Annotated in this window: 21 protein-coding genes; 16 read left to right on the top strand and 5 right to left on the bottom strand. The window is 42.4% G+C overall.

Features of this window, described 5'->3' with window-relative positions:
• The first annotated feature begins 117 nt into the window (after positions 1–117).
• A complete protein-coding gene (pflA, locus tag DWW33_RS08130; protein WP_118639242.1) occupies positions 118–852 on the top strand; it encodes a pyruvate formate-lyase-activating protein in 735 nt (244 codons plus the stop codon).
• Positions 853–898: 46 nt separating this feature from the next.
• Here pflA and DWW33_RS08125 read toward each other — a convergent pair whose 3' ends face one another.
• Positions 899–1711: a MerR family transcriptional regulator gene (locus DWW33_RS08125; protein WP_118639241.1), complete on the bottom strand. Its 813-nt coding sequence runs from the start codon at positions 1709–1711 to the stop codon at positions 899–901.
• Between the two features lie 78 nt (positions 1712–1789).
• Between DWW33_RS08125 and DWW33_RS08120 the strand changes: the two genes are divergently transcribed.
• The 5 genes from DWW33_RS08120 to DWW33_RS08100 all read left to right on the top strand — a co-directional run bounded on the left by DWW33_RS08120 (position 1790) and on the right by DWW33_RS08100 (position 8213).
• Complete coding sequence (locus DWW33_RS08120) at positions 1790–3115, top strand: MATE family efflux transporter (RefSeq protein WP_117947552.1); 1326 nt, start codon at positions 1790–1792, stop codon at positions 3113–3115.
• Between the two features lie 105 nt (positions 3116–3220).
• Complete coding sequence (locus DWW33_RS08115) at positions 3221–4636, top strand: MBOAT family O-acyltransferase (protein WP_117841725.1); 1416 nt, start codon at positions 3221–3223, stop codon at positions 4634–4636.
• Between the two features lie 12 nt (positions 4637–4648).
• Positions 4649–5530, top strand: a complete 882-nt coding sequence (locus DWW33_RS08110) for a GDSL-type esterase/lipase family protein (protein WP_118639240.1) — start codon at positions 4649–4651, stop codon at positions 5528–5530.
• Positions 5531–5650: 120 nt separating this feature from the next.
• On the top strand, positions 5651–6556 hold the full coding sequence (locus DWW33_RS08105; protein ID WP_118639239.1) for a hypothetical protein: 906 nt from the start codon (positions 5651–5653) through the stop codon (positions 6554–6556).
• A gap of 157 nt (positions 6557–6713) precedes the next feature.
• Positions 6714–8213 carry a radical SAM protein gene (locus DWW33_RS08100; RefSeq protein ID WP_118639238.1) on the top strand — a complete coding sequence of 500 codons (1500 nt, stop codon included), beginning with the start codon at positions 6714–6716 and terminating at the stop codon, positions 8211–8213.
• Positions 8214–8426: 213 nt separating this feature from the next.
• Here the strand turns inward: DWW33_RS08100 and DWW33_RS08095 are convergent, their stop codons facing one another.
• Both DWW33_RS08095 and DWW33_RS08090 read right to left on the bottom strand, forming a co-directional pair.
• Positions 8427–9746, bottom strand: a complete 1320-nt coding sequence (locus DWW33_RS08095; protein ID WP_118639237.1) for a sensor histidine kinase — start codon at positions 9744–9746, stop codon at positions 8427–8429.
• Positions 9743–10486, bottom strand: a complete 744-nt coding sequence (locus DWW33_RS08090; protein WP_118087760.1) for a LytR/AlgR family response regulator transcription factor — start codon at positions 10484–10486, stop codon at positions 9743–9745. The genes DWW33_RS08095 and DWW33_RS08090 overlap by 4 nt, the downstream gene beginning before the upstream one ends.
• A 206-nt stretch (positions 10487–10692) precedes the next feature.
• Here DWW33_RS08090 and DWW33_RS08085 point away from each other — a divergent pair, with 206 nt between their 5' ends.
• The gene (locus DWW33_RS08085) at positions 10693–13515 is read left to right on the top strand and encodes a hypothetical protein (protein ID WP_118639236.1); all 2823 of its coding nucleotides are present in this window, start codon (positions 10693–10695) and stop codon (positions 13513–13515) included.
• Here the strand turns inward: DWW33_RS08085 and DWW33_RS08080 are convergent.
• Positions 13512–14369 carry a patatin-like phospholipase family protein gene (locus DWW33_RS08080; protein WP_022242317.1) on the bottom strand — a complete coding sequence of 286 codons (858 nt, stop codon included), beginning with the start codon at positions 14367–14369 and terminating at the stop codon, positions 13512–13514. The two genes, DWW33_RS08085 and DWW33_RS08080, sit on opposite strands and share 4 nt — an antisense overlap.
• Before the next feature lie 319 nt (positions 14370–14688).
• Between DWW33_RS08080 and DWW33_RS08075 the strand changes: the two genes are divergently transcribed.
• The 7 genes from DWW33_RS08075 to DWW33_RS08045 all read left to right on the top strand — a co-directional run bounded on the left by DWW33_RS08075 (position 14689) and on the right by DWW33_RS08045 (position 22870).
• Positions 14689–18150 carry a DNA polymerase III subunit alpha gene (locus DWW33_RS08075; protein ID WP_118639235.1) on the top strand — a complete coding sequence of 1154 codons (3462 nt, stop codon included), beginning with the start codon at positions 14689–14691 and terminating at the stop codon, positions 18148–18150.
• Between the two features lie 88 nt (positions 18151–18238).
• Positions 18239–19213, top strand: coding sequence for a 6-phosphofructokinase (gene pfkA, locus DWW33_RS08070; protein ID WP_117697980.1), 975 nt, complete (start codon positions 18239–18241; stop codon positions 19211–19213).
• Positions 19214–19222: 9 nt separating this feature from the next.
• The gene (locus DWW33_RS08065) at positions 19223–19996 is read left to right on the top strand and encodes a TrmH family RNA methyltransferase (RefSeq protein ID WP_118639234.1); all 774 of its coding nucleotides are present in this window, start codon (positions 19223–19225) and stop codon (positions 19994–19996) included.
• Between the two features lie 3 nt (positions 19997–19999).
• Positions 20000–20266, top strand: a complete 267-nt coding sequence (locus DWW33_RS08060) for a hypothetical protein (RefSeq protein ID WP_022242313.1) — start codon at positions 20000–20002, stop codon at positions 20264–20266.
• A gap of 24 nt (positions 20267–20290) precedes the next feature.
• Complete coding sequence (locus tag DWW33_RS08055; RefSeq protein WP_022242312.1) at positions 20291–20806, top strand: transcription repressor NadR; 516 nt, start codon at positions 20291–20293, stop codon at positions 20804–20806.
• Between the two features lie 87 nt (positions 20807–20893).
• On the top strand, positions 20894–21955 hold the full coding sequence (locus DWW33_RS08050) for a PTS transporter subunit IIC (RefSeq protein WP_117697982.1): 1062 nt from the start codon (positions 20894–20896) through the stop codon (positions 21953–21955).
• 228 nt (positions 21956–22183) lie between these two features.
• The gene (locus tag DWW33_RS08045; protein WP_118639233.1) at positions 22184–22870 is read left to right on the top strand and encodes a GTP pyrophosphokinase; all 687 of its coding nucleotides are present in this window, start codon (positions 22184–22186) and stop codon (positions 22868–22870) included.
• A gap of 159 nt (positions 22871–23029) precedes the next feature.
• On the opposite strand, the gene DWW33_RS08040 is transcribed toward DWW33_RS08045, so the two are convergent.
• Complete coding sequence (locus DWW33_RS08040) at positions 23030–23614, bottom strand: hypothetical protein (RefSeq protein WP_118639232.1); 585 nt, start codon at positions 23612–23614, stop codon at positions 23030–23032.
• 166 nt (positions 23615–23780) lie between these two features.
• On the opposite strand from DWW33_RS08040, the gene ispE reads away from it, so the two are divergent.
• Positions 23781–24650 carry a 4-(cytidine 5'-diphospho)-2-C-methyl-D-erythritol kinase gene (ispE, locus tag DWW33_RS08035; protein WP_117841735.1) on the top strand — a complete coding sequence of 290 codons (870 nt, stop codon included), beginning with the start codon at positions 23781–23783 and terminating at the stop codon, positions 24648–24650.
• 39 nt (positions 24651–24689) lie between these two features.
• Complete coding sequence (locus DWW33_RS08030) at positions 24690–25373, top strand: GntR family transcriptional regulator (RefSeq protein WP_117841736.1); 684 nt, start codon at positions 24690–24692, stop codon at positions 25371–25373.
• The last annotated feature ends 78 nt before the right edge of the window (positions 25374–25451 follow it).

Raw genomic sequence — 25451 nt, 5'->3', positions numbered from 1 at the left:
TATACGATTTTCCGCGATTCAGGTAAAGCAGAATGTGCAGGCTTAATGAAAAAAGCCTGCACATTTTTATCACAGGTTGTTAAACATCCGTAAGTATTTTTGTGTATAGGAGGCAATATGAGTGAAATAAAAGGACGCATCCATTCCGTAGAAAGCTTTGGCTCGGCAGACGGGCCGGGTGTAAGATATATTGTATTTTTAAAAGGCTGTAATATGAGATGTCAGTACTGCCATAACCCGGATACCTGGGCGAAAGATGGCGGAGAGCTGATGACACCGGAAGAAGTGTTAAAAAAAGCACTTCGCTATAAAACATATTGGAAAGAAAAGGGCGGAATCACCGTAAGCGGTGGAGAGGCTCTTTTACAGATAGATTTCGTAACAGAACTGTTCCGGCTGGCAAAAGAAAAAGGGGTAAATACCTGTCTCGATACCTCTGGCAATCCATTTTCCTTGGAAGAACCATTTAAAAGTAAATTTGATGAGCTGATGAAATATACAGACCTCTTTATGTTAGACATTAAGCATATGGATGATGCGGCACACCGGAAACTCACCGGACAGACGAATCAGAATATTTTGGAAATGGCAGCTTATTTATCAGACCATGGCAAAGCAATGTGGATCCGCCATGTGCTGGTGCCGGGTATTACAACAGAAGAGGATGAGCTTCACCGCTTAAGAAGTTTTCTTGATACCCTTAAGACAGTAGAGCGGGTGGAAGTGCTGCCATATCATACCTTAGGCGTCTTTAAATGGAAGGAACTTGGAATTCCATACCAGTTAGAAGGCGTAGACCCGCCTACAAAGGAGCAGATAGACCGGGCAAAAGAGATTCTTGGGGCACTGTAAAATAGATAAGCAGCATTACAGGAAAATAAAAAAGTAATGCTGCTTTTTAGATTCTGACGATAATGCGGGTAAGGTATTCACTTCGTTTATCCGTCATGGTAGCGTTAATCAATTCTTCTTCATAGAATCTGCCATCGGATGAAGTAATCTGGTGCTGCTTCATGTAGCTGCGCAGCCTGTCATAAGCGAGTGAAATATCATCCCAGTCTCCCAGGTGATAGGCGGCGAGACATTTAGAAGCCGGAAGAATCTGGTAAGGCATTTTCTTGGGAGGGGTCTGCATGGCAAGGCATACTTCGTGATAAAGATTGTGGGCACCCCGGGCAAGATCACGTTCCATCTGGATATAAAGCACCGTAAAACCGGTAGTTTCCTTGCTTTCATAATAGGAGTTCAGAAGCTCACTGACTTTTACGGAGATGGTCTTATCATCGGAAGAACTGATAGGGTGTGCTGCAATATAAAATCCTGGCAGAGAGACTTCTTCAATGATATCCGGATTTGTAGTCAGGCTGGTTTTAATTCGTTTCTGCTGTCTCTGAATCCACTTCTGCTTTTCTTTTAATGCACGAATCTGCTGCTCGATGACAGCGTTTTCTTTCGTAAGAAGTGTGGCATAATTTTCCGGGCTTCGGTGTTCCATGTATTCTTTAATTTCCGACAGAGGCATGCCAAGTTCCCGCAGCGTGATAATAGCATCTAACACATCCATCTGGCGGACGGTGTAGTAGCGGTAGTCATTGTCCCCTCTTGCTTCGGGTGAAAAAATGCCAAGCTGGTCGTAGTGAAACAGTGTATTTTTTGTAGTGCCCATCATCCTGGCAACTTCTCCGGTGGTCAGATATTCATTTCTACTCATTAAAAAAATCTCCTTGACTATATGGTTACCATATAGTTTATGATAGCAAATAGTGATTCATAAGACAAGGAGGTTATCATGTCGAATTCATTAAATCAGAACTTTAAAACATTATCCTTATTGAAATTTGCATTGCCATCTATGATTATGATGGTATTTATGTCATTGTATACAATCATAGATGGAATCTTTGTGTCAAGACTGGTAGGAGAAAGCGCTCTTTCTGCAGTCAATATTGTATGGCCGGTTATTTGTATTCTCATTGCAATCGGCGTTATGTTAGCAACCGGTGGAAGTGCAGTGGTAGCGAGAAAAATGGGTGAGGGAGATGAAAAGGGAGCGTGTGAGAACTTTACTTTTCTTGCAGTGGCAGGAGTTGCTGTAAGCCTGGTGCTGCTGGTTATTGTATTACTTTTTCATAAACCGATTGTATATGCATTAGGAGCAGACGACTCTTTATTCGAAAATGGGAAAACATATCTTATTGATATGATGTATTTTGGACCGTGCTGTATTTTGCAGAGTTTATTTCAGTGCTTCTTTGTGACTGCAGGAAAACCTGCATATGGACTCGGACTGATTACTGCCGGAGGTGTAGCCAATGCAATCTTAGATTATGTCTTTATGGGGCCAATGCAGCTTGGCATTGCCGGAGCAGCTATTGCAACAGGCATCGGACAGATGATTCCTGCGGTAGTGGGAGTCATCTATTTCCTTGTGAAAAGAAAAGGACTTCATTTTACCCGCTTCCATTGGGATGGGAAAGCATTGTGGCAGTCCTGCACCAACGGTTCTTCCGAGATGGTAACGAACCTTTCCAATGCAGTAATTACATACCTTTTTAATATTATTCTGATGCGTATGGTTGGAGCAGACGGGGTAGCTGCAATTACCATTATTTTATACGGACAGTTTTTATTCAATGCGCTGTATCTTGGATTTTCCATGGGTGTGGCACCGGTTATCAGCTTCCAGTACGGAGCAAAGAACAGTGAAAAATTAAGTAACGTTTACCATATCAGTAACCGGTTTGTAAAAATATCCTCCGGCTTTATGGCGGTGGCATCCGTCCTTCTGGCGAAGCCGATTACATCAGTATTTGTCTCAGAAAGCAGTCATACTTTTGCAATGACAGTTACGGGATTTGCATTGTTTGGCATCAACTATCTTTTCAGCGGCTATAACGTATTTACCTCTTCGCTGTTCACGGCACTTTCTGATGGAAAAACATCTGCACTGGTATCCTTCAGCAGAACCTTTGTCTGTATTCTGGCCTCTTTACTGATTCTGCCGCAAATTATCGGATTAAAGGGAGTCTGGCTGGCAGTTCCGGTGGCAGAATTTGTGACATCAGGACTTTCTTTTTACTGTCAGAGAAGAAATTTATCGAAATACGGAATTTAAGAAACTTTTTTTTCATCTGGAACGTCTAATCTATAAAGAGTATAATGAATGGTAAAGAATGAATGGATAATACCATTTTAAGATAGTAAAGAGAGGATACGAAAGATGGTTTTTAGCAGCATAGCATTTATCATGTATTTTATGCCGGTATTTTTTCTGGTTTATTATATCCTGCCGGCTTCTTATAAGAATGCCTGGCTTTTCCTTGCCAGCCTTGGTTTTTATTACTATGGTGTCAGGGGAAATCCGGGTTATCTTTTACTTATGATTATGTCCGTGGTGGTCAATTTCGTGGCTGGAAAACTGATTGAGGCACAGAAGACGAAGCGGGCACGGAAAGCCTGGCTTGTGGTTGGAATCGTCTATGATTTAGGATGGCTCATTCTGTTTAAATATCTGGGCTTTCTTATAGAGAATCTGAATGCCCTTTTTGGTGCAATGCACGTTAAGGTACAGCTGGAAACATGGAATCTGATTCTGCCGATTGGAATCAGCTTTTATACGTTCCAGATTATTTCCTATCTGGTGGACGTGTACCGGAGGGAAACGAAAGCGGAAAAATCGTTGATTTCACTGGGAACGTATCTTTGCATGTTCCCGCAGTTAATTGCAGGACCGATTGTCAATTACCATCTGATTCAGGAACAGCTTCATAAGAGAAAACATTCCATGGTAAAGGTGGAATCCGGACTTAAGGTATTTGCACTGGGACTTGCTTATAAAGTATTGCTGGCAAACCGGGTGGGACATCTTTGGACAGAGGTGACAGCAATCGGTTATGAGAGCATTTCCACACCGCTGGCATGGATGAGCATTGTGGCATACAGCCTGCAGTTATATTTTGACTTCTATGGGTATTCCCTGATGGCAATCGGACTGGGGCGGATGATGGGCTTTGACTTTCCACAGAACTTTAACAATCCGTATATGGCAGTGTCCATGACGGATTTCTGGCGCCGCTGGCATATGACACTGGGTGGCTGGTTCCGGGAATATGTATACATTCCGCTGGGCGGCAACCGCGGTGGTTTTGCAAAGACCGTCCGCAATATGTTTGTGGTATGGCTTCTGACAGGGCTCTGGCATGGCGCAAGCTGGAACTTTGTACTGTGGGGACTTTTGCTTTTTGTCTTATTATTCGTGGAAAAAGCCGGACTTGGAAAAGTGCTGGAGCGGCATAAGGCGCTTGGCCATATTTATATGATACTCTGGATACCACTTTCCTGGCTGGTCTTTGTGATTACGGATTTAAGCCAGCTTGGCATTTATTTACAGAAATTATTCCCATTCTTTGGCAGTACCGGAACGGTATTGTTTCAGGGAGATTATCTGAAATATGGTAAGACCTATGGCATTTATCTGGTGCTTGGTATCCTGTTTGCAACAGGTGTTCAGGAGAAGCTCCTTAAGAAGAATAAGAACCGCCTCTGGGTGATTTTACTGCTGCTGGCATTATTCTGGGCGAGCGTATATTGTATGTATCTTGGAATGGATGATCCATTCTTATACTTCAGATTCTAGTGAGGAAATACGATGAAAAAATATAAATTTACTATACTTTTACTGCTGACATTTGTGATTGCATTCCCGGTGATTACCGTAAAGCTTGTAACTGCGGAGCAGGAGAAGAAGGCAAGGCAGGAAGAACTGGCACAGGTGACAGACACAGAAAAAGAGCCGGCGGAAGCAGTTGCCGGAACGGAAGAAAACAGCACAGATAAAGCCGGTACAGGACAAGAAGATATTGATAGTACAGAAAATACAGAAGATAAAACAGGTACCAAGGATAATGAAACGGTGGCAGATACGGAGCAGGAGAGAACCTTTACAACAGAGGATATCAGCTATTTTTCCGATGCTTTATTTATTGGAGATTCCAGAACAGTAGGATTATCGGAGTATGCAGACCTTGGGGATGCGGATGTATTTGCAACGATTGGCTTAAGTTCCTTTAAGCTGTTTGAAACAGAGGTGGATATGCCGGGCTATGGAAAAGAAACTTTGGATGAAGTGTTAAGCCGGAAAAATTACGGAAAGATTTATCTGATGCTAGGTATCAATGAACTGGGATATCCACATGCAAGCATAGAAAAGCAATATCGTGAAGTGGTAGAGAAAATACGGGAAATGCAGCCGGATGCCATTTTATTCTTAGAGGCGAGTCTTCATGTTTCCAAGGCAAAATCCGATTCGGACAGCCTTTATAACAATGCCAATATTGACTGGCTCAATGGCGTGGTGGAGTCCTTATGTGACCAGAAGCAGACCTATTATATTGATGTGAATGAAATCTTTGATGATGGGGCAGGAAACCTCGATGCCCAGTATACCAGTGATGATGCCCATCCTCTAGGAAAATATTATGCCCAGTGGGCAGAATGGATTCTGACGAAAGCTATTGTAAAGGAAAAATAAGACCAAAACTCTTAGGAAAACGCAGTGGAAAACCGATGTATTATTTATAAAAGTGTATACAACAGTGAAAGAAATATCCGATAACCGGATAAGCGTTGCAGAAAGGCAAGGGAAGCGTATATGAATGGAATCAATACCAGTTTTGGGACACAGAGCTTATATCAGAATGACGGGACACAGGGAAGTGCAAAGTCAGATGATAAGAAGCAGGATAATAAGAATGACAGCAATGTAATAAAAGGTGCCGGTCTTAATCTGAATCAGACAGATCTGATTGGACAGAAGATGGCAAATGCCCAGAAAGAAGCATTAAAGAAGATTATGGATACATTTTCCGGTGAGCACGCAGTGGATGAAGAGATGGACGAGCGGCGTGCCCACATTAAGGAAATTGACAGCGAGATAAAAGATTATCAGAGTGAAATCCGCGACTTACAGAATAAGGAAGCTGAATTAAAGGGACGTTACCAGGTAGCGGATGGCAGCCAGGAAGAGGCAGACCTTGACCTTTTAAAGAAAGCCAGTACAGCAGAAGGAAGAAGCATGCTTTCCAAAGAAGAATTAGAGCATGTCTCAGAATTACAGAAAGGCGGAATGACAGACTATCAGAAAGAGTCCATGGACTACTATAAAATGGAGTCAGAATACAGAAGCAAGATAAAAGAACTTGGAAAGGAAAGAGCCGAGGATAACGGATACCTCCGGGCAGTACATACGGAACGGTTAAAGCATCATGATATGATAGACAGCCAGAAGGAAGCGGAAGAAATATTAGACAATGCATCCGATGAAGCAACATTAGGACTGATTGGGGAAGCAGTAGACCACATCGATGAGACCATCAAAGAAAATGAGAAAGATACGGATAAGAAGGATGCAGACAAGAAAGAGGATAAGAAGACTGATACAAAATTAGACAAGGAGACCCAGAGCAGCCTTTTAAAGAGTGAAGCAGAGAAAAAGGTTGCGGAGCATAAACTTGCCGAGGACGATATCAAAGGACTTGTCTATGATGAGCAGTTATAAACAAAATGGACAATTTGTGCTGTCAGATATACAAATTGTCGAAAAAGTATAACTTGACCATACAAAAAAAATCTATTGTATATGTCAAAAAAACGCATTGTTTCTTATACTAATAAATGTTAAAATACATAGAAGAAAAAAGAGGGAGGAAGTTAGCATGGCTTCATTCGTTGAAAACACACAGCACAAAGTAGAAAGAAAAGCTTTTGAGATAATGACCAATAGCATCGTAGGTAAGTTGACTAAGACAGATGATATCGCGAAAAGACAGGAAACATTCCTTGAACTTATTGATAAGGCAGAGACTTTCTGGGGAAATGGCGCAGACAAGGCAACATTGGATAAGGTCAGAGAGTATGTAAAGAATCCGGAGAACAGATGGGTGAAGTTTGTAAACCGTGTTCTGGATGAGACAAATCCAAATTATGCTAAGAAATTCCTTCTGAATTTAGGATATGAAGCATTTTTCCGTGGAACAAAGACAATCAGGGCAAACCGTGAGAAGTACAACTGTAATATTCCATGGCTGATTCTTTTTGACCCGACAGACGCATGTAATATGCATTGTGTAGGATGCTGGTCCGGCACATATGGCCACAAGAATAACATGTCCTATGAGGATATGGATAAGATTGTTACACAGGGTAAGGAACTTGGAACTTATCTTTACTTTATGACAGGTGGAGAACCGACTGTTCGTAAGAATGATATTTTAAAACTTGCTGAGAAGCATAATGATTGTATGTTCGGTCTTTTCTCCAACTCTACTCTGATTGATGAGGAGTTGTGTAAGAAGATTGTAGAACTTGGAAATATTACATTCCTTCTTTCCATTGAGGGAACACCTGAGACAAATGACGGACGTCGTGGTGACGGACATTATGCAGCCGTTATGAAGGCAATGGATCTGTTGAAACAATATGGTATCATATTCGGAACTTCTATCTGCTATACCAGAGCCAATGTTGAGGCTGTTACCGATGAGAAATTCTTACGTTTCATTGCTGATAAGGGCGCACGTTTCGGTTTCTACTTCCATTATATGCCGGTAGGACAGAACGCAGCTCCGGAGCTGATGCCGACATTGGAACAGCGGGAAGAAATTATTAAGAAGATTCGCTGGGTTCGTACCGGAGACAATGATATCGGATTTTTCCCAATGGACTTCCAGAATGACGGAGAATTTGTTGGCGGATGTATTGCCGGTGGACGTAACTACTTCCATATTAATGCGCAGGGAGACGCAGAACCGTGTGTATTTATCCATTTCTCGGATTCGAATATCCATGATAAGTCAATCCTTGAGATGCTGCAGAGTCCATTGTTTAAGGCATATCATGAAGGACAGCCATTTAACAGAAACCACCTGCGTCCATGTCCGATGCTTGAGAATCCAAAGCTCTTAAGAGAAATGGTAAACAAGACTGGTGCGAAGGGAACAAACGCTGAGGCAGAAGAGACTGTTGAGCATCTCTGCTCTAAGTGTGATCACTATGCAGAAGAGTGGGGACCGGTTGCAGACCGTATCTGGGCAGAACAGAAACATAAGAAAGCACCTTATGAGAACTATACGGAAGAAAAGAGAGAACATCCGGAACTTGCAGCATTTGAGCATGCGGATGGTTCCAATGGATTAAGAGATGAGGATCTTCAGTAATTAAATCAGATGATAAAATAGGACTAAATCAAGAGAAACCTTATACAACAAGGGTTTGAATGATTTAAGTCCTATTTTTTTGAAAGTCCGCGAGAGATAAGTAAAGCATCTTGAAGTCTTATACCTGATACAGTAAAATAGATACATCCGGCAACAGGGAGGTCTCAAATGAAACAGGAATCCATTACAATCATATGATGAAATAGCTTTCTCTTAAGATAACCGCAGCATAATATTTGAAATAAACTCCGTTTCCTCATTATAAAACCGGGTAGAACCATGATAACGTTCGGCAGTGGTTTGGATAGAAAGAAGTCCAATACCGCTGCCGCTTTCTGTTGTAGACAGAAACTGCCCGTTCATCTTTTTTGCAATTCCATTGAAGCTGTTTACCATTGTGATATATATGGTGCCCGGACTGTTAAGGTCAGAACTGAGGTGGATATATCTATTTTCCACCGGAACCTGACAGCAGGCATGGATGGCATTTTCCAAAAGATTGCCGAAAAGCAGGCTTAAGTCTACATCAGAAATAGAAATCTTCCGGGGAACAATAACCTTAAAATCCATTTTGATATGACAGGATTCTGCAAGGGAAGCATAGTAACTGATAACTGCATTCACAGCCATGTTTTGGCAGAAAAGATACTGCATGGAATGTCTTCCGGTTTCCAGCTGGTAGTCAGCCATATAATTTTTTAATTCTTCATATTGCCCGGATTGGGCCAGCTCCTGCATAACTGCAATGGTATGTTTGAAATCATGCCGCTCCTGACGGGACTGATCGAGATAATTCTGAAGCTTGACATATTGGCTTGCCTGGGCGCGGTACATAATCGAAGTGGTATCTGCTTTGATTTTCTGTGCAGTTGTAACGGCAATGAGATAAAGCAGAATCTGGAAGGTTATAAAAAAGATAAAAAGAACCACCTCGATAACCATGGCAATTACAAATACCCGGCCTACACGGATATTGTTGTAGTCCTTAGGCAGCATAAAGATATTACAAAAAGTAATAATGGCAGGAATAATCCATGTAAGCCACCAGAATAAAGGCTGATTTACATTTTCGAAAATCCATTTCAGCTTATCTTTTATGACGATAAATAAGAACATAATAAGAAAGCTGATGGCGTATTGTAAGAGCAGTCCCGGAACAGAGCTGTCATCTACATTGGAAGAAGGGACGGTATAAGCAATGATATAATCGTTGGCAATGCAGCCAAAGGAAAGGGCTGCGGTGGCACATAAAAATAAATACCAGAGCTTTAGATTACTCAGGCGGACCGTAATAAAATATACAATAAGGCATACGGACAGGAGTGGGAAAAAGAACAGATTTGCATCATAATTCCCGGTGGATTCAACGCAGCCTAAAATCAGACAAATTGCAGTCATAACCGGAATCAGAACAGAAAAGAGTTTCCGCAGGGGAATTGATATCCAGTCAGCAACCGGAACGATGCAGATAAAAATACCCGGGAAAATAACTCCGTAATGGGCTGCGGCAATCAGAACAGTAAAAGGATTCATGACAGACCTCCGTGTAAAAGTGACTTTGTGCGTTGGGTAAATTGCCAGGTAATATAAGTCTGCTGAAGGGTATTAGACTGCTTTTTGTTCATGGAAAAGGATGCTCCATCATTCATCATGCAGACTGCTCCGTCCATGGAAGAGACATAGTCCAGATTTACCATAACACCACGGTTAATGGTCAAAAAACGTTCATCCTCCGAAAGTGTGCGGGTAACATCCCGAAACAGCATACGGCAGCGGATTTCTTCGCTGGTATGAATAATAAGATAGTTTGAATCTGAAATAATATATTGAATGTCCGAATAAAGAATCGGAAGCTTCGTCTTGTTGGTATTTACGGTCAGAAATAAATGGGAATCCAAAACAGGACGGACAGCCAGAAGGTCATCTAATAACGGATGGATGGCAGCTTTGGTAATCGGTTTTTGCAGATAGTCGAAAGCGTGGACATGCAAAGCTTCCACATGATATTCCGAGCTGGAGGTCAAAAAGACAATCGGTGTCTTCGGTGAAATTTTTCGAAAAGAAACCGCAAGGTCAATCCCGTTTGCTTCCTTAAGATAAATATCGAATAGCACAAAATCATAGGAATTCGAGGCGGCAGACAACAAAAAAGCATCCCCTTCGGTAAAGGTATCACAGCAGACCGTCATGTTATGGCTGCCGCACCAGTCCCGGATGAGCAGCTCTGTCATATGTATTTCTTCTATATTGTCATCAACAATCGCAAACCGCAATAAGATAGCCTCCTTTCGATTTCATGGCTTTTCAGGCATTATTATAGCATACCTGTCGAAAAAATACGAATCTTTCATCCCACTAAAGTGCTTTTCATCCCACCTCGGTTGACAATCCTTAAATAAGAATGGTATAAAGAAAATTGGTATACAAATTCATTTTGAAAAATATTTCGTAAGAGAAAAATAAATTTTGGAGGGAACTTATGAAATTAAAAAAGAAAACATGTGGAATCTTGGCAGTGTTACTGCTGCTGATGACTGTATTTACCGGAATGCAGGAAGTAATACCGGTACATGCAGAGGGACTGAAGGTATCCATAAACGGAACGGAACTAGAGGATGGCAGATACTATGAATTCGGAGGAAGCAGAGGGAGTGGAACCATGAGTGAATGTGACCCGGCGGCTCTTCCGGAAGCATATATCTATTATAGTGCAGGTATAATGGAAGTAAAAGGAAGTGTAAAAATATATTCGAACGGAGGAAGTTCAACAGAAATCTTAAAGATTGAAAATGGAACCCTGACATTGAAAGGGGATGGTAACTTTTATTTGACAAATGATAATGATACAGAAACATTGGTTACAGGAACTGCAGATGCAGTACTTAAGGCGGATGAATATACCGGAGATATTCAAGTTTCTGGAAGGGGTGGAAATGCTCTTATAAAGGGACTTTCTCTGGTGGATTTAAAAACCGCCGGGGAGATAACTTTAGATGCAGACGATGTTACTGGTGATGTATTTATCTCTGCCGGTTCAGTTAAGCTTGAGGCGGATCAGTTGGACATCTATTTATCAGGTGGAGCGGTGAAGTATCTGATAGAGGCAACGGATGAGCAGAACGGAGAAATCAGCCTGAAAAAGACTGGTTCCCTGAATTCGTTTGATCTGGTAAATGGAAATAATATAAATGTAACAGAGGCATTTTTTAAAGCAAAAGATACATTTCTGTCATCCAATGGAAACAGTAATTCGAACAGTTCGAGTGGCAGGATAGTTCTTGTGGGTGAAACAATAGCAGAAGGCAATCTTGAATTAGAAACAGTAAAAGATGTAACAATCCGCGCAAAGAAGACTGCGGTAAAAGGAAATCTCGCTGTCAATGCAGAAAATGGATATGGTGTTGAGATAACCAGTGAAGGGGGAGCGGTATCAACCGGAAGTACAGAGATTACGGCACCTTCATTAGTTGTTATGCTGCAGGCAAATGGAGATGCTGCCATAATCGAAGGAAATGCAAAGATAAATGCAAATAGAATATCCATGCAGAGTGCGAACAATGCAGCAATTGCAGGGGATGCAGACCTTCAGGCACGAAATTACATTACACTTCTGGGAGCAGAAGGGCATTCTGTAATAGGGGGAAGCAACATTTTAATGAATGCAGCAGGCGGTGAGCTTTCCATATCCAGAACCGGAAGTGCTGCTACCGGTACTCCGCCACTTCTGGGAGGAACATTGCAGACGCAGAATGATATCGTAAAATATAGCGATGGCGGGGAAAACTGGGTACAGATAATGGCAACCGGCGAGACATATGATGCAGATAACTGTGAACATCCGATTTTAGCAGGATATTCCGGCAGATGTATGGTCTGTGGAGCAAGTGACATAGAATATGCAGAGCTGATTGGAACGGATGGAACGACTAAGAGAATGCTGAATGGAGACTTCGGTGGAACCGGAGCACGTAATGATTTCAGATACCTGGAAGATGGAGATACCATCAAATTTGTGAAGGATATTTATGGAAATGGAAGAACCGCAGCAATCGGAGACAGTAAAGCCGTAACCCTTGACCTGAACGGACATACATTGATTCTGGATACGATTTCCTCAGGGAACAATCTTACCATTGCAAATGGTAATTATAAGGGAAAGATTACCAATGGCGGTGTCGGACTTACAAAGGAACTGACCTTTAAAAATGCAAAAGCAGCACTGACTGATTTACAGTGGATGACGAACAGTGGAGTAAAGCTTGAGGGAAGTGAAGTTACAGTATCCGGAAATGATGGTTCTGGACAGTGCTGGTTAGAGAAGCTTACAATGGATGAAGATTCAAAGCTGGTATTAAAGAATGTAAGCCAGGGTATTTCGAATTATGCTAATGTTGCACTGGAAGAAAGCCTGGGAACAATCCGGGGATTCCTGCCAAAAGATTATTCTATTGCAAATAGGAAGAGAAATCCGGCAGATGTTGATTACAGAAATACCATTGTGGATGCAGATGGTCAGATTGCCCAGAATGTGGAGCTTCGTTATCGTAAGATGACAGATGCAGATTTATCAGCAACATTGAATCCAACGACCTATACTTATGATGGAACAGCAAAGGAACCGGAAGTACTTGTGGTATATGACGGACAGACACTGACAAAGGATACGGATTATACCGTTGCTTATTCGGATAACAAAAATGCAGGAAATGCAGAGGTAACAATAACAGGTATTGGAGTGTATCATGAAGCAGCACATCTGCAGTTTACGATAGGGAAGGCAGGTCAGGCGGCACCAACAGGACTGAAGGCTGTAAATACCAGTAAAACAGGTGCAAGTGATGGAGCCATTGAAAACCTGACTACTGCAATGGAATACAGCACAGATGAAATTCATTGGACCAAGGTTACAGATGGTACAAAGATAAGCCAGCTTGCAGCGGGTGACTATTTCGTACGGTATGCAGAGACAGGAAACTATCTGGCTTCTGCATCTACAAAGGTGACAGTTGCCGTAAAGGAAGCCCCTTCCACTGGAAACGGTTCCAATCCAGGTGAAACCACAGGCAGTAATGGAACTACAGGCAGCACTGGAACGAACGGTTCCGGCACAGTAGCGGGAACTTCAAATAGAAGCAGCTCTGATGCAGCCGGTTCCAATACGGCAGCCCTGACGGGAACAACACAGAAGACTGCAACCATAAAAACTGGTGATGAAACACCGGTTGGAAGAATACTGCTTCTGATGTTTTCCGCAGCTGGATTGATGGTTGTGGCAGCTGCTGGCAGAAAGAAATATTGTTAATTGTTTAAGAAGGCACGCAGCGCATCCTTTTGTGCTTTATAATCACTGATTCCTAAATCATAAAGCTCCTGCATGATTTTCGGGTCAGTGGTAAAAGTGCCAATCTTAACCTGATGGGACGGTGCAAAGAGAAATGCCCGTCCTTCTTTTTGTAATTTTGCAGCAACTTCTACCGAGTGCCGGTAATTTAAGTGTCTGTTATCAATTGCAGTAATCGTATTTGGAAATTTCCGTAACATCTTTTTGTAAAGAAAACGGTAACTCTCCGGCTGCTTGACATAGCCAAGTGGACGGCAGTAGATAATTACTACCTTGTCGCAGCCATCTGCAATGGCACGTTCAACCGGAATGGAATCTGCAACACCGCCATCATAGTAATAATTGCCGTGAAAAGAAATCGGTTTGCAGAAGCCCGGAAGGGCACAGGTTGCCATAATGCCGCGGTAATCATCACGGCCTAAATCTTCTTTGGAAAAATATTCTGCCTTTCCGGTGGCAGCATTGGTTGCCGGAAAATGAAATTCACTTGGATTTGCTGCTAAGGCATCATAATCCAGCGGGTCGTTTCCTGTGGAATTGGTTAAGGTTCCGTAAATATATTGAAGTCCGAAGAGAGAACCGGTTTTAATCAGATTTTTGATACTGATGTAGCGGGGGTCTTTTACATGCTCTATATAGAAACGCAGATTACGGCCACGTTGCCCGGCAAGGTAAGAAGCAGTATTTGCCGCACCGGCAGATACCCCCATACAATAATCAAATGTAACATTGTCGTCTAAGAAGGCATCCAGAATTCCGGCACTGTAAGCGCATTTCATACCGCCGCCTTCTACAATCAATCCAGACTTTTCCACGATATTCACCTCTTGAGATATACTTCGTTAATTTTTTCACATATAGTTTAGCACATTGAAGAAGAATGTCAAAATACATTTTTTATTGTATGTATATTCCGGAAAAATATATGAGTTTGCGGCATTCGGGCTGCTACCCATATATTAACAATGCAGTGACATATGGGGAGCAGCACGAATGCCGCAAATTGATATAATTTCCCCGGAATAATCCACACAGAATCTCCTTCCGGTCGTTGAAACCTTCCGCAAAAAACGTTATAATATGAGACAGTGATAAAAGGCGAAGAATAGAAACAGCGGAAGAGAGGAAACGGGAATGGCATTTGCCCATTTACATGTACATACAGAATACAGTCTGTTAGACGGTTCAAATAAAATAAAAGAATATGTGGAGAAAATCAAGGCACTTGGCATGACAGCAGGGGCGATTACCGACCATGGTGTTATGTATGGTGTCATTGATTTCTATAAGGCAGCCAGGGAGGCGGGAATTAACCCGGTTCTTGGCTGTGAAGTCTATGTGGCTCCTGGCTCCAGATTAGACCGCGAGATGGTACATGGAGAGGACAGATACTATCATCTTGTGCTTCTGGCAGAGAATAACACAGGCTATAGCAATCTGATGAAAATTGTATCCAAAGGCTTTGTGGAGGGATACTATTATAAGCCGCGTGTGGACATGGAAGTGTTAGAAAAATACCATGAGGGAATCATTGCCCTAAGTGCCTGTCTGGCAGGTGAAGTACAGCGTAATCTGGTACGTGGAATGTATGAAGAAGCAAAAGAAGTAGCTTACCGCTATGAACGCTGTTTTGGAAAAGGCAATTTCTTTTTAGAGCTGCAGGATCATGGAATCCCGGAGCAGAAGCTGGTAAACCAGCAGCTTCTCCGCATGAGTCAGGAGACCGGAATTGAGCTGGTGGCAACCAATGATGTGCATTATACCAATGCAGAGGATGCAGAGCCTCATGACATCCTGCTCTGTCTTCAGACCGGAAAGAAATTAGCGGACGAAGACAGAATGCGCTATGAAGGCGGACAGTATTATGTCAAATCCGAAGAGGAAATGAAATCACTTTTTCCATATGCACTGCAGGCACTGGAAAATACCCAGAAGATTGCAGACCGCTGTCATGTGGAAATTGAATTCGGACATACCAAGGTGCCGCATTTTGAGGTGCCGGAAGGCTATGATTCCTGGACTTATTTAAATAAATTGTGTCATGAAGGACTGGATAAGCGGTATGGAGCCGATGCACCAAAATATTTACAGAAATTAGATGACGAGCTTGCCGTTATTAAAAATATGGGATATGTGGACTATTTCCTGATTGTGTGGGACTTTATCCATTATGCGAGAGAGCATGATATTATGGTGGGACCGGGACGAGGCAGTGCCGCAGGAAGCCTTGTTTCTTACACCACCGGAATTACAGATATTGACCCGGTTCGTTACAATCTGATTTTTGAGCGTTTCTTAAATCCGGAACGTGTATCTATGCCCGATATTGATGTGGACTTCTGCTTTGAACGAAGACAGGAAGTTATTGATTATGTGGTAGAAAAATATGGCAAGGACTGTGTGACACAGATTGTAACCTTTGGTACGCTGGCAGCCCGTGGAGTAATCCGTGATGTGGGGCGTGTCATGGATTTGCCTTATAATTTTGTGGATACGATTGCCAAGGCAATTCCAAATGAACTTGGAATCACCATTGATAAGGCACTGATGATGAACCCGGAGCTTCGGGGCATGTATGAATCCGACGAGTCGGTAAAGAAGCTTATCGATATGTCAAGAAGATTAGAAGGTCTGCCGAGGCATACGTCCATGCATGCAGCAGGCGTGGTAATCAGCCAGAAACCAATGGATGAATATGTTCCGTTGTCAAGAGCATCCGATGGCACCATAACCACACAGTTTACCATGACTACCATTGAAGAATTAGGACTTCTGAAAATGGATTTCTTAGGACTCCGGACACTGACTGTAATCCAGAATGCAGTCCGTCTTGCAGAAAAGAGCAGCGGTAAAAAAATTGATATGAATGCCATTGATTATAACGATAAGAAAGTGCTAGACTCTCTTGGAACCGGCAAAACCGATGGTGTCTTCCAGTTGGAAAGTGCCGGAATGAAGAACTTCATGAAGGAGTTAAAGCCACAGAGCTTAGAGGATGTTATCGCAGGCATTTCTCTTTACCGTCCGGGTCCAATGGACTTTATTCCGGCTTATATCAAGGGAAAAGACCACCCGGAAAGCATTACCTATGACTGCCCGGAATTGGAGCCGATTCTGGCGCCGACCTATGGCTGTATCGTATATCAGGAACAGGTTATGCAGATTGTACGTGACCTCGCCGGTTATACATGGGGCAGATCTGACCTGGTGCGCCGTGCCATGTCTAAGAAAAAAGGCAAGGTAATGGAGCAGGAGCGGAAGAACTTTGTCTATGGTAATCCGGAAGAAAATGTTCCGGGCTGTATTGCAAGAGGAATCGATGAGAAAGTGGCAAACAAGATTTATGATAACATGATTGACTTTGCCAAATACGCATTTAATAAATCCCATGCGGCAGCTTATGCAGTGGTTGCATATCAGACCGCATATTTGAAATACTATTATCCGGTAGAGTTTATGGCAGCGTTAATGACATCAGTCTTAGACAATACTTCCAAAGTCTCAGAATATATCTACACCTGCCGCCAGATGGGAATCGCAATTCTGCCGCCGGATATCAATGAAGGCGAGGGTGGTTTCTCCGTATCCGGTCAGGCAATCCGCTATGGACTTTCTGCCATTAAGAGTATCGGAAGACCGGTGATTGATGCCATTGTGGAGGAGCGTAAAATCCGTGGGCCGTTTACCACGTTAAAGGATTTTATTACAAGACTTTCCGGAAGAGAAGTGAATAAACGGACCATAGAAAACTTTATCAAAGCGGGAGCCTTAGACGGACTGGAAGGAAACCGCCGTCAGAAGATGATGATATACGGTTCTCTTTTGGATGCACTGAATCAGGAAAAGAAGACCACAATGGCTGGTCAGATGACACTTTTTGATATTGCACCGGAAGAGGACAAGGCAGAGTACGAAATCAAGCTTCCGAATGTAGAAGAGTATGACAAAGAAGTGCTTCTTGGCTTTGAAAAGGAAGTCCTGGGCATATATATCAGCGGACATCCGCTGGAAGAATATATGGAGCGTTTAAAGAAGAATACCAATGCCGTTACCACAGACTTTGTACTGGATGAAGAGACCGGAACCCTTAAGGTATCGGATGGCACAAAGGTGCGTATCGGTGGAATGATTACCGATAAAGTCATCAAGTATACCAAGAATAATAAGGCAATGGCATTTATTACGTTAGAAGATCTGGTGGGAACAGTGGAAATCATCATTTTCCCGAAGGATTATGAGCGTTATGCAAAATATCTTGAAAATGATGCCAAAGTATTTGTGGAAGGTCGTGTAACTGCAGAAGAAGACCGCAACGGCAAGCTTATTTGTGAGAAAATCATTTCCTTTGATGAAGTGAAACGGGAGCTGTGGCTGCAGTTTCCAAGTAAGAGCGATTTCGAAGAAAAAGAAGGTGCTCTTTATGGAAAAATGATGGATGCCGATGGCTCAGAGCATGTCGTTATTTATCTTGCAGCAGAAAAACAGATGAAGCGTCTGCCGGAAAACAGAAATGTTGCAATTACAAAAGAGCTTTTAGAAGAACTTGGGAATTTCTTAGGTAAAGACAATGTAAAAGTTGTAGAAAAGTCATTGTAGCCATTGCAAAACCACAGTTTAAGGATTAGAATAAAAATGATTGGATAAAGAACAAAGAGAAGTGTTTACATATAGGAGGTAACAGGGAATGTCAAAAGAAATTCAGACAATTGGTGTTTTAACCAGTGGCGGGGATGCTCCGGGCATGAACGCTGCTATCCGTGCGGTAGTAAGGGAAGCTATTGCAAAGGGAAAGAAAGTAAAAGGAATTAAGAGAGGTTATGCAGGTCTTTTGCAGGAAGAGATTATTGATATGGAAGCAAAAGATGTAGCAGACATTATCCAGAGAGGTGGAACAATTTTACAGACTGCACGTTGTCTGGAATTCGTAACACCGGAAGGACAGCAGAAGGGTGCTGAAATCTGCAGAAAACATGGCATTGATGGAATTATCGTAATCGGTGGAGACGGTTCCTTTAAGGGAGCACAGAAGCTGGCAGCACTTGGAATCAACACCATCGGATTACCGGGAACCATTGACCTTGATATTTCCTGTACCGATTATACCATCGGTTTTGATACCGCAGTAAATACTGCCATGGAAGCCATTGATAAGGTACGTGATACCTCAACCTCCCATGAGCGCTGCTCCATCATTGAAGTAATGGGCAGAGGCGCAGGCTACATTGCACTGTGGTGTGGTATTGCCAATGGAGCAGAGGATATCCTGCTTCCGGAGAAATATGATTATGACGAGCAGAAGCTTGTAAATAATATTATAGAGAACAGAAAACGTGGAAAGCAGCATCATATTATTGTAAATGCAGAAGGTATCGGTCATTCCGCAAGCATGGCAAAGAGAATTGAAGCAGCAACCGGAGTTGAAACCAGAGCGACCATCTTAGGACATATGCAGCGTGGTGGAAGCCCGACCTGTAAAGACCGTGTTTATGCATCTACCATGGGATGCATTGCCGTAGATTTGCTGTGCGAAGGCAAATCCAACCGTCTTGTAGCATATAAAAATGGTGAATTCGTAGATTATGATATTGACGAGGCACTGGCAATGACCAAATCCATTCCGGAATATCAGTATGAAATTTGTAGAAATCTTTCCAGATAGGATGTTATTATGATTACCAGTACAGCAAATCCGCAGGTAAAAAATTTAATTCAGTTAGTAAAAAAAGCCAAAGTTCGTAATGAACAGAGGCTTTTTGTTGTGGAAGGAATCCGTATGTTCCGGGAAATCCCGGAAGGCTGGCTTGATAGAATTTATGTTTCCGAGCATTTCATGGAAGAGGAATCCCATGTAAAAGTTCTGCAGGGAAAAAATTATGAAGTACTTGCCAATCATGTGTTTGAAAGTGTGTCCGATACCAAGACACCGCAGGGAATCCTTTGTCTTGTGAAAATGCCGGATTATACCTTAGAAGAAGTAATACCAAAGGAAAATGCCCATCTTCTGATTCTTGAAAGTATTCAGGATCCGGGCAATTTAGGCACGATGTTCCGGACCGGAGAGGGAGCGGGAATCAGCGGAATTATCATGAACCGCACCACTGTAGATGTTTTTAATCCAAAGACCATCCGCTCCACTATGGGCAGTATCTTTCGCGTACCATTTTTCGTGACGGAAAACCTGCAGGATATATTGATGCAGTTAAAGTCCCGGAAAATAAAGCTTTACAGTGCCCATCTGCAGGGCAGTGTTTCTTATGAGGAGCCGGATTATAAAGAACCCACAGGCTTTTTAATTGGAAATGAAGGAAATGGATTATCGGATGAGATTGCCAGAATGGCAGATGCCTATATCCACATTCCAATGGCAGGAAAAGTAGAATCACTGAATGCAGCAATTGCGGCAACACTGCTGATGTATGAGGCAGCACGCCAGAGGAGGTAAGGGATGTTCCGGTTATGGGCAAAAGAATTTAAAGACAATCATATGTTAAAGGATACCACCATCTGTGATGACTCCGGGGATACCAGAACCCATAAGGTGTTCCGGGCATTAGATGAGGTGTGCTATACCTTTGATTTGGGAAAACCAATCTGGTTAGACCGCAATGTGGATGAATTTAAGCGGCATGCAAAGACCAGGTTTTATCAGGATAATTTTGTGGAAGAAATTGAATTTGATTTTTTGGAAATTCATGTGATTGAAGAGGATTAAGTAACTGTGTCAGGAGGAAAGAAAATGGAAGGGCAGATGCGCCGGGATACCATCATTAAGATGCTGGGGGAGAAGGGAAAACCTTTGTCCGGAACAGAATTGGCAAAAGAATTAGGAGTCAGCCGTCAGGTGATTGTACAGGATATTGCATTGCTTCGTGCAGTAAATAAGAATATTTTAAGCACCAACAAAGGCTATGTGCTTTATGACCCTTCGGAAGAGACACAGAAAGCAAGAAGAACCATTGCAGTAAGCCACAGTGATGAACAGACACAGGATGAGCTTTATACCATCGTGGATTTCGGTGGAAAAGTCTTAGACGTCGTAATCGAGCATGATATTTACGGACAGATAACGGTGGATCTGATTTTAAAAAGCCGTCAGGATGTGGACGAATTTATTGCAAAGGTTGCAAAGAGCAAGGCAAAGCCGCTTAAGACACTGACCGGAAATAAACACTTTCATACCGTAGAAGCAGATTCAGAACAATTACTTGACATCATAGAAGAAAAATTACGGGAAAAAGGCTACGCAAGATAACAGCTTGACTTTTTTTTTCGATATGGTAAACTACTCCTTGACTGACAAGACAACTGACAAGACAGTTAAAGTCAAGGAGGAAGAAAAATGGAAAAGATAAAAGCGTTCTTAAAACGCAAAAATATTATTATCTCAGCAAAAAGATATGGCATTGATGCCTTAGGTGCAATGGCACAAGGTCTTTTTGCTTCTCTTTTAATTGGAACAATTATCAGTACAATTGGTGAGCAGGCTGGCATCCAGCTTCTGGTGGACATCGGTGGATATGCCAAAGCAGCAACCGGCCCGGCAATGGCAATCTCCATTGGTTTTGCTTTGCAGTGTCCGCCACTGGTGCTTTTTTCACTGGCAGCCGTCGGTGTGGCCGCAAATACCCTGGGTGGAGCAGGCGGACCGCTGGCAGTATTGATTGTCACCATCTTTGCAGCCGAATTCGGTAAAGCAGTATCCAAAGAAACCAAAATTGATATTATCGTCACTCCGTTTGTAACCATTTTCATCGGAGCAGGCTTATCCATCTGGTGGGCACCGGCAATCGGAGCCGCAGCCAGTGCAGTAGGAAATGCCATTATGTGGGCAACCGAATTGCAGCCGTTCTTTATGGGAATTTTAGTCTCTGTAATTGTAGGTATCGCACTGACGCTGCCAATCAGCAGTGCTGCAATCTGTGCAGCTTTGGGACTGACCGGACTGGCAGGAGGAGCTGCAGTAGCAGGATGCTGTGCCAACATGGTAGGTTTTGCAGTACTGAGCTTCCGGGAAAATAAATGGGGTGGACTTTTCGCACAGGGAATCGGAACTTCCATGTTACAGATGGGAAATATCGTGCGGAATCCAAGAATCTGGCTTCCGGCAATTTTAAGCTCCGCCATAACAGGTCCAATAGCAACCTGCGTCTTCCATCTTCAGATGAACGGTGCAGCCGTAGCATCCGGAATGGGAACCTGTGGACTGGTTGGTCAGATTGGTATTTATACCGGCTGGATTAATGATATTGCATCCGGCACCAAGGCAGCCATTACACCAATGGACTGGATTGGAATGCTGTTAGTATGCTTTATCTTACCGGGTGTTTTAACCTGGGCATTCGGTCTGTTCTTCCGTAAGATTGGCTGGATCAAAGAAAATGATTTGAAGCTCGATTTATAAGAAAGATTTAAGAAAATATAGATAAAAGTTATACCATAAGAAAACAAAAACAATACCTCTTGTGCATAATTATTAAAAATTGATAAAAATTTAACTAATAACAAACATATTATACAAAGATGTGCTATACTAAAATTAGATTGTTATTGCATATATTATAACTTACGAGGAAAATTTCGAAAATATAAAAAGGTTATTTTCCGCAGTAGATGCATGGAGGAGTAGAAAATGGAATCACCAATTGAAGTGACAGAAGGTGTAGATGGTTGGAATACCATAATCTTTCTTTATAATTCTGCATTAAAAGAAGTTGGAACCAAGCTTGAAATATTAAATGATGAATTTCAGCATGTACATCAGTACAATCCGATAGAATATATAAAGCGGCGGATTAAGACGCCGGAGAGTATCGTAAAGAAGCTGAAACGATATGGTTACGAGAGTACCATTGATAATATGGTCAATTATGTAAATGACATTGCAGGAATCCGTATTGTATGTTCCTTTACCTCTGATATTTATCGTATGGCAGAGATGATTGGAAAACAGAATGACCTTACCGTGGTATCGGTAAAGGATTATATCAGGCATCCGAAGGAAAGCGGCTATAAGAGTTATCATATGTTGGTTACGGTGCCGATTTTTTTATCAGACCGTGTAGTGGATACAAAGGTTGAGATTCAGATACGGACCATTGCAATGGATTTCTGGGCGAGTCTTGAACATAAGATATATTACAAATTCGAAGGAAATGCACCGGAATATATCAGTAAAGATTTGCGGGAGTGTGCAGAAATTGTTTCTATGCTGGATGCAAAGATGTTATCCTTGAACGAAGCAATTCTAGAGGCCAAGGCAGCACAGGAAGCAGAGCTATTGCAGAAAGAAAAAGATAGAGCGGATAAAGAAAAATAAAAGAAGCTGCCAAAACCGGCAGCTTCTTTACGTTACAGGAAATTGCTTTCCTGTAACGTAAAAACGCTCTGCGAGGATGCACACTGCGGCGTATAAGGTAGATGTCGCAAGCGACCGCCGCAGGCGCGAGAATGTGCCAAGGCACATTCTTTATTCTATTTAGTCCTCTTCTCCATTCATCCAGCTATCGAATTTTTCTAATACTTTATCATAGGTCTGCTGGGAAATATCAGGAAGCTTTCCACCCCAGGCTTTGGTAGCCTGATCGAAGCCCTTTTTAAAAGCATCTGCTAATTCCTGGGCCTTGGACTTATCATTACCGGATAATGCTTTTGCAAAATCTAAAATACGGTCAGAGGTCTGGTTTACACCCCAGTATCCGTCTTCTGCAATATCAGCCTGTGCCTGTGCCTTTACATCAGCAGAAACAGTGAAGTTACCGCCTGCAAGGAAAGACCACATATCATCGGCTTTGCCAATGGCTGCGCCCTGTTTGCTCATCATCTGTTCTACAATTCCGCGAAGCTGTGAAATACGGCTGTCAGAATCAGCTTTCATCTTTGCAATGAGAGCAGAGTTCTGTGTCTTTTGGGAAGAACTGCTCTTGTCACTGGAGCCTTTTTCATAGATAACACCAGTAGAGGTGTTATTCTTCGAAGATTCGGTCTTCTTAGAAGAAACTTTGGAATCTGTGGCAACAGTGGATGCAGCAGATACATAATTGTTAATAGAATTAATTGCCATAATCTTAACCCTCCTTGGTCAAATGCTTACTAAGTATCCATTCTTAGTCTTATTCATATATTTTATCGGTAAGAATGGGACAAAATATAAGAGGAAGAATTGACCTTTTTTAGAAAAAATGATAACATAAATTTGTATCATGTATACAAAATACAGGAGAAAAACAATGGACGAACTTGCAGTAAAAGCGCTGGCAAAAATTAATCTTGGATTGGACGTATTACGTCGGAGAGAAGATGGGTATCATGAAGTAAAGATGGTTATGCAGACCATTCATTTATATGACCAGCTTCATCTTAAGAAAATAGAGTCTGGCATACATTTAGAGACAAATCTTGGATTTCTTCCGGTAGATGAAAGTAATCTGGCTTACCGGGCAGCGAGACTTATGAAAGAAAAATATCAGATTGAAGAAGGCATTGATATCCGGCTGAATAAGCGGATTCCTGTTGCTGCCGGGATGGCAGGTGGAAGCACGGATGCCGCAGGCGTGCTTTATGGAATCAATGAATTATTCAATCTTGGAATAAAGCGGAAAGAACTGATGGAACTGGGCGTTCAGATTGGGGCTGACGTACCGTATTGCATCATGCGTGGTACAGCTTTGGCAGAAGGCATTGGAGAAAAATTAACTTCACTGCCACCGATGGTGAAGTGTCCGGTAGTGATTGCCAAACCGCAGGTCAGTGTATCTACTAAATATGTCTATGAGAATCTGAAGCTGGATGAGGATACACAGCATCCTGACATTGATGCCTTGATACAGAATATCCGCACAAAGGATTTGCCGGCAATTGCAGGTAGTATGGGAAATCTTTTAGAAACGGTTACTGCAAAGAAGTATCCGGAGATAGAGAAGATAAAAGAACTGATGCGGGAAAATGGTGCATTGAATGCCATGATGAGTGGAAGTGGCCCGACAGTATTTGGACTTTTTGATGAACTGGAAACGGCAAAAATGGCAGCAGCGATTGTACGCCAGAGCGGGCTCGCAAGGCAGGTCTTTGTAACAGAGATTTATAATAATAGAAGATAACAACATGCTCTTTATAAAAAAGGGTTGGAGGGTTAATATATGACAGATAATCTGGAATTAAATATGAATGCATATCTTCCTTTGCGAGATGTTGTATTTAATACACTTCGTGAGGCAATATTAAAAGGAGAATTAAAACCGGGTGAAAGACTGATGGAGCTGCAGCTGGCATCTAAGCTTGGAGTCAGCCGGACTCCGATTCGTGAGGCCATCCGGATGTTAGAGCAGGAGGGGCTTGCTGTAACCATACCGAGAAGAGGAGCCGAGGTTGCCCGCATGACAGAAAAGGACATGGAAGATGTGTTACAGATCCGGGCAGCTTTAGATGAACTGGCAGTGCAGCTTGCAACAGAACAGATTACAGATGAACAGTTTGATGCATTAGAACAGGCAAGACAGAATTTTGAAAATTCTTTAAAAAGTGATGATGTAAAAGAAATTGCACAGGCAGATGTAGCATTTCATGATGCTATTTATAATGCTACCGGAAATGCAAAACTGGTATCCATGCTGAACAATCTGCGGGAGCAGATGTATCGTTACCGTGTAGAATATTTAAAGGACGAGACGATTTATCCGAGATTATTAAAGGAACATAAGGATATTGCAGAGAGTCTTCGCAGGAAGGACAAGTCCCGTGCTTCAGAAACCATGCGGGAGCATGTGAAGAATCAGGCAGAAGCAGTCAAAGATATGATCCGTCAGCAGGAACAAGACCAATAGCATAAAGAAACAGGAATAAAAAAACAAAATACGGAAACACTAAGGACAGACCACACAGGGTCTGTCCTTTTTGCATAT

The organism is Roseburia sp. AF15-21 (assembly GCF_003479505.1).
GTDB lineage: Bacteria > Bacillota > Clostridia > Lachnospirales > Lachnospiraceae > Roseburia_C > Roseburia_C amylophila.
This window is presented reverse-complemented; position numbering and strand designations above follow the sequence as displayed.

Excerpts from the sequence above, each read along its gene's own strand:
- DWW33_RS08030 (WP_117841736.1), top strand. The coding sequence starts at position 24,690 with ATGACAGATAATCTGGAATTAAATATGAATGCATATCTTCCTTTGCGA.
- DWW33_RS08065 (WP_118639234.1), top strand. The coding sequence starts at position 19,223 with ATGATTACCAGTACAGCAAATCCGCAGGTAAAAAATTTAATTCAGTTA.
- DWW33_RS08095 (WP_118639237.1), bottom strand. The coding sequence starts at position 9,746 with ATGAATCCTTTTACTGTTCTGATTGCCGCAGCCCATTACGGAGTTATT.
- DWW33_RS08045 (WP_118639233.1), top strand. The coding sequence starts at position 22,184 with ATGGAATCACCAATTGAAGTGACAGAAGGTGTAGATGGTTGGAATACC.
- DWW33_RS08110 (WP_118639240.1), top strand. The coding sequence starts at position 4,649 with ATGAAAAAATATAAATTTACTATACTTTTACTGCTGACATTTGTGATT.
- ispE (WP_117841735.1), top strand. The coding sequence starts at position 23,781 with ATGGACGAACTTGCAGTAAAAGCGCTGGCAAAAATTAATCTTGGATTG.
- pfkA (WP_117697980.1), top strand. The coding sequence starts at position 18,239 with ATGTCAAAAGAAATTCAGACAATTGGTGTTTTAACCAGTGGCGGGGAT.
- DWW33_RS08125 (WP_118639241.1), bottom strand. The coding sequence starts at position 1,711 with ATGAGTAGAAATGAATATCTGACCACCGGAGAAGTTGCCAGGATGATG.
- DWW33_RS08040 (WP_118639232.1), bottom strand. The coding sequence starts at position 23,614 with ATGGCAATTAATTCTATTAACAATTATGTATCTGCTGCATCCACTGTT.
- DWW33_RS08115 (WP_117841725.1), top strand. The coding sequence starts at position 3,221 with ATGGTTTTTAGCAGCATAGCATTTATCATGTATTTTATGCCGGTATTT.
- DWW33_RS08105 (WP_118639239.1), top strand. The coding sequence starts at position 5,651 with ATGAATGGAATCAATACCAGTTTTGGGACACAGAGCTTATATCAGAAT.
- DWW33_RS08055 (WP_022242312.1), top strand. The coding sequence starts at position 20,291 with ATGGAAGGGCAGATGCGCCGGGATACCATCATTAAGATGCTGGGGGAG.
- DWW33_RS08075 (WP_118639235.1), top strand. The coding sequence starts at position 14,689 with ATGGCATTTGCCCATTTACATGTACATACAGAATACAGTCTGTTAGAC.
- DWW33_RS08120 (WP_117947552.1), top strand. The coding sequence starts at position 1,790 with ATGTCGAATTCATTAAATCAGAACTTTAAAACATTATCCTTATTGAAA.
- DWW33_RS08100 (WP_118639238.1), top strand. The coding sequence starts at position 6,714 with ATGGCTTCATTCGTTGAAAACACACAGCACAAAGTAGAAAGAAAAGCT.
- DWW33_RS08050 (WP_117697982.1), top strand. The coding sequence starts at position 20,894 with ATGGAAAAGATAAAAGCGTTCTTAAAACGCAAAAATATTATTATCTCA.
- DWW33_RS08060 (WP_022242313.1), top strand. The coding sequence starts at position 20,000 with ATGTTCCGGTTATGGGCAAAAGAATTTAAAGACAATCATATGTTAAAG.
- DWW33_RS08085 (WP_118639236.1), top strand. The coding sequence starts at position 10,693 with ATGAAATTAAAAAAGAAAACATGTGGAATCTTGGCAGTGTTACTGCTG.
- pflA (WP_118639242.1), top strand. The coding sequence starts at position 118 with ATGAGTGAAATAAAAGGACGCATCCATTCCGTAGAAAGCTTTGGCTCG.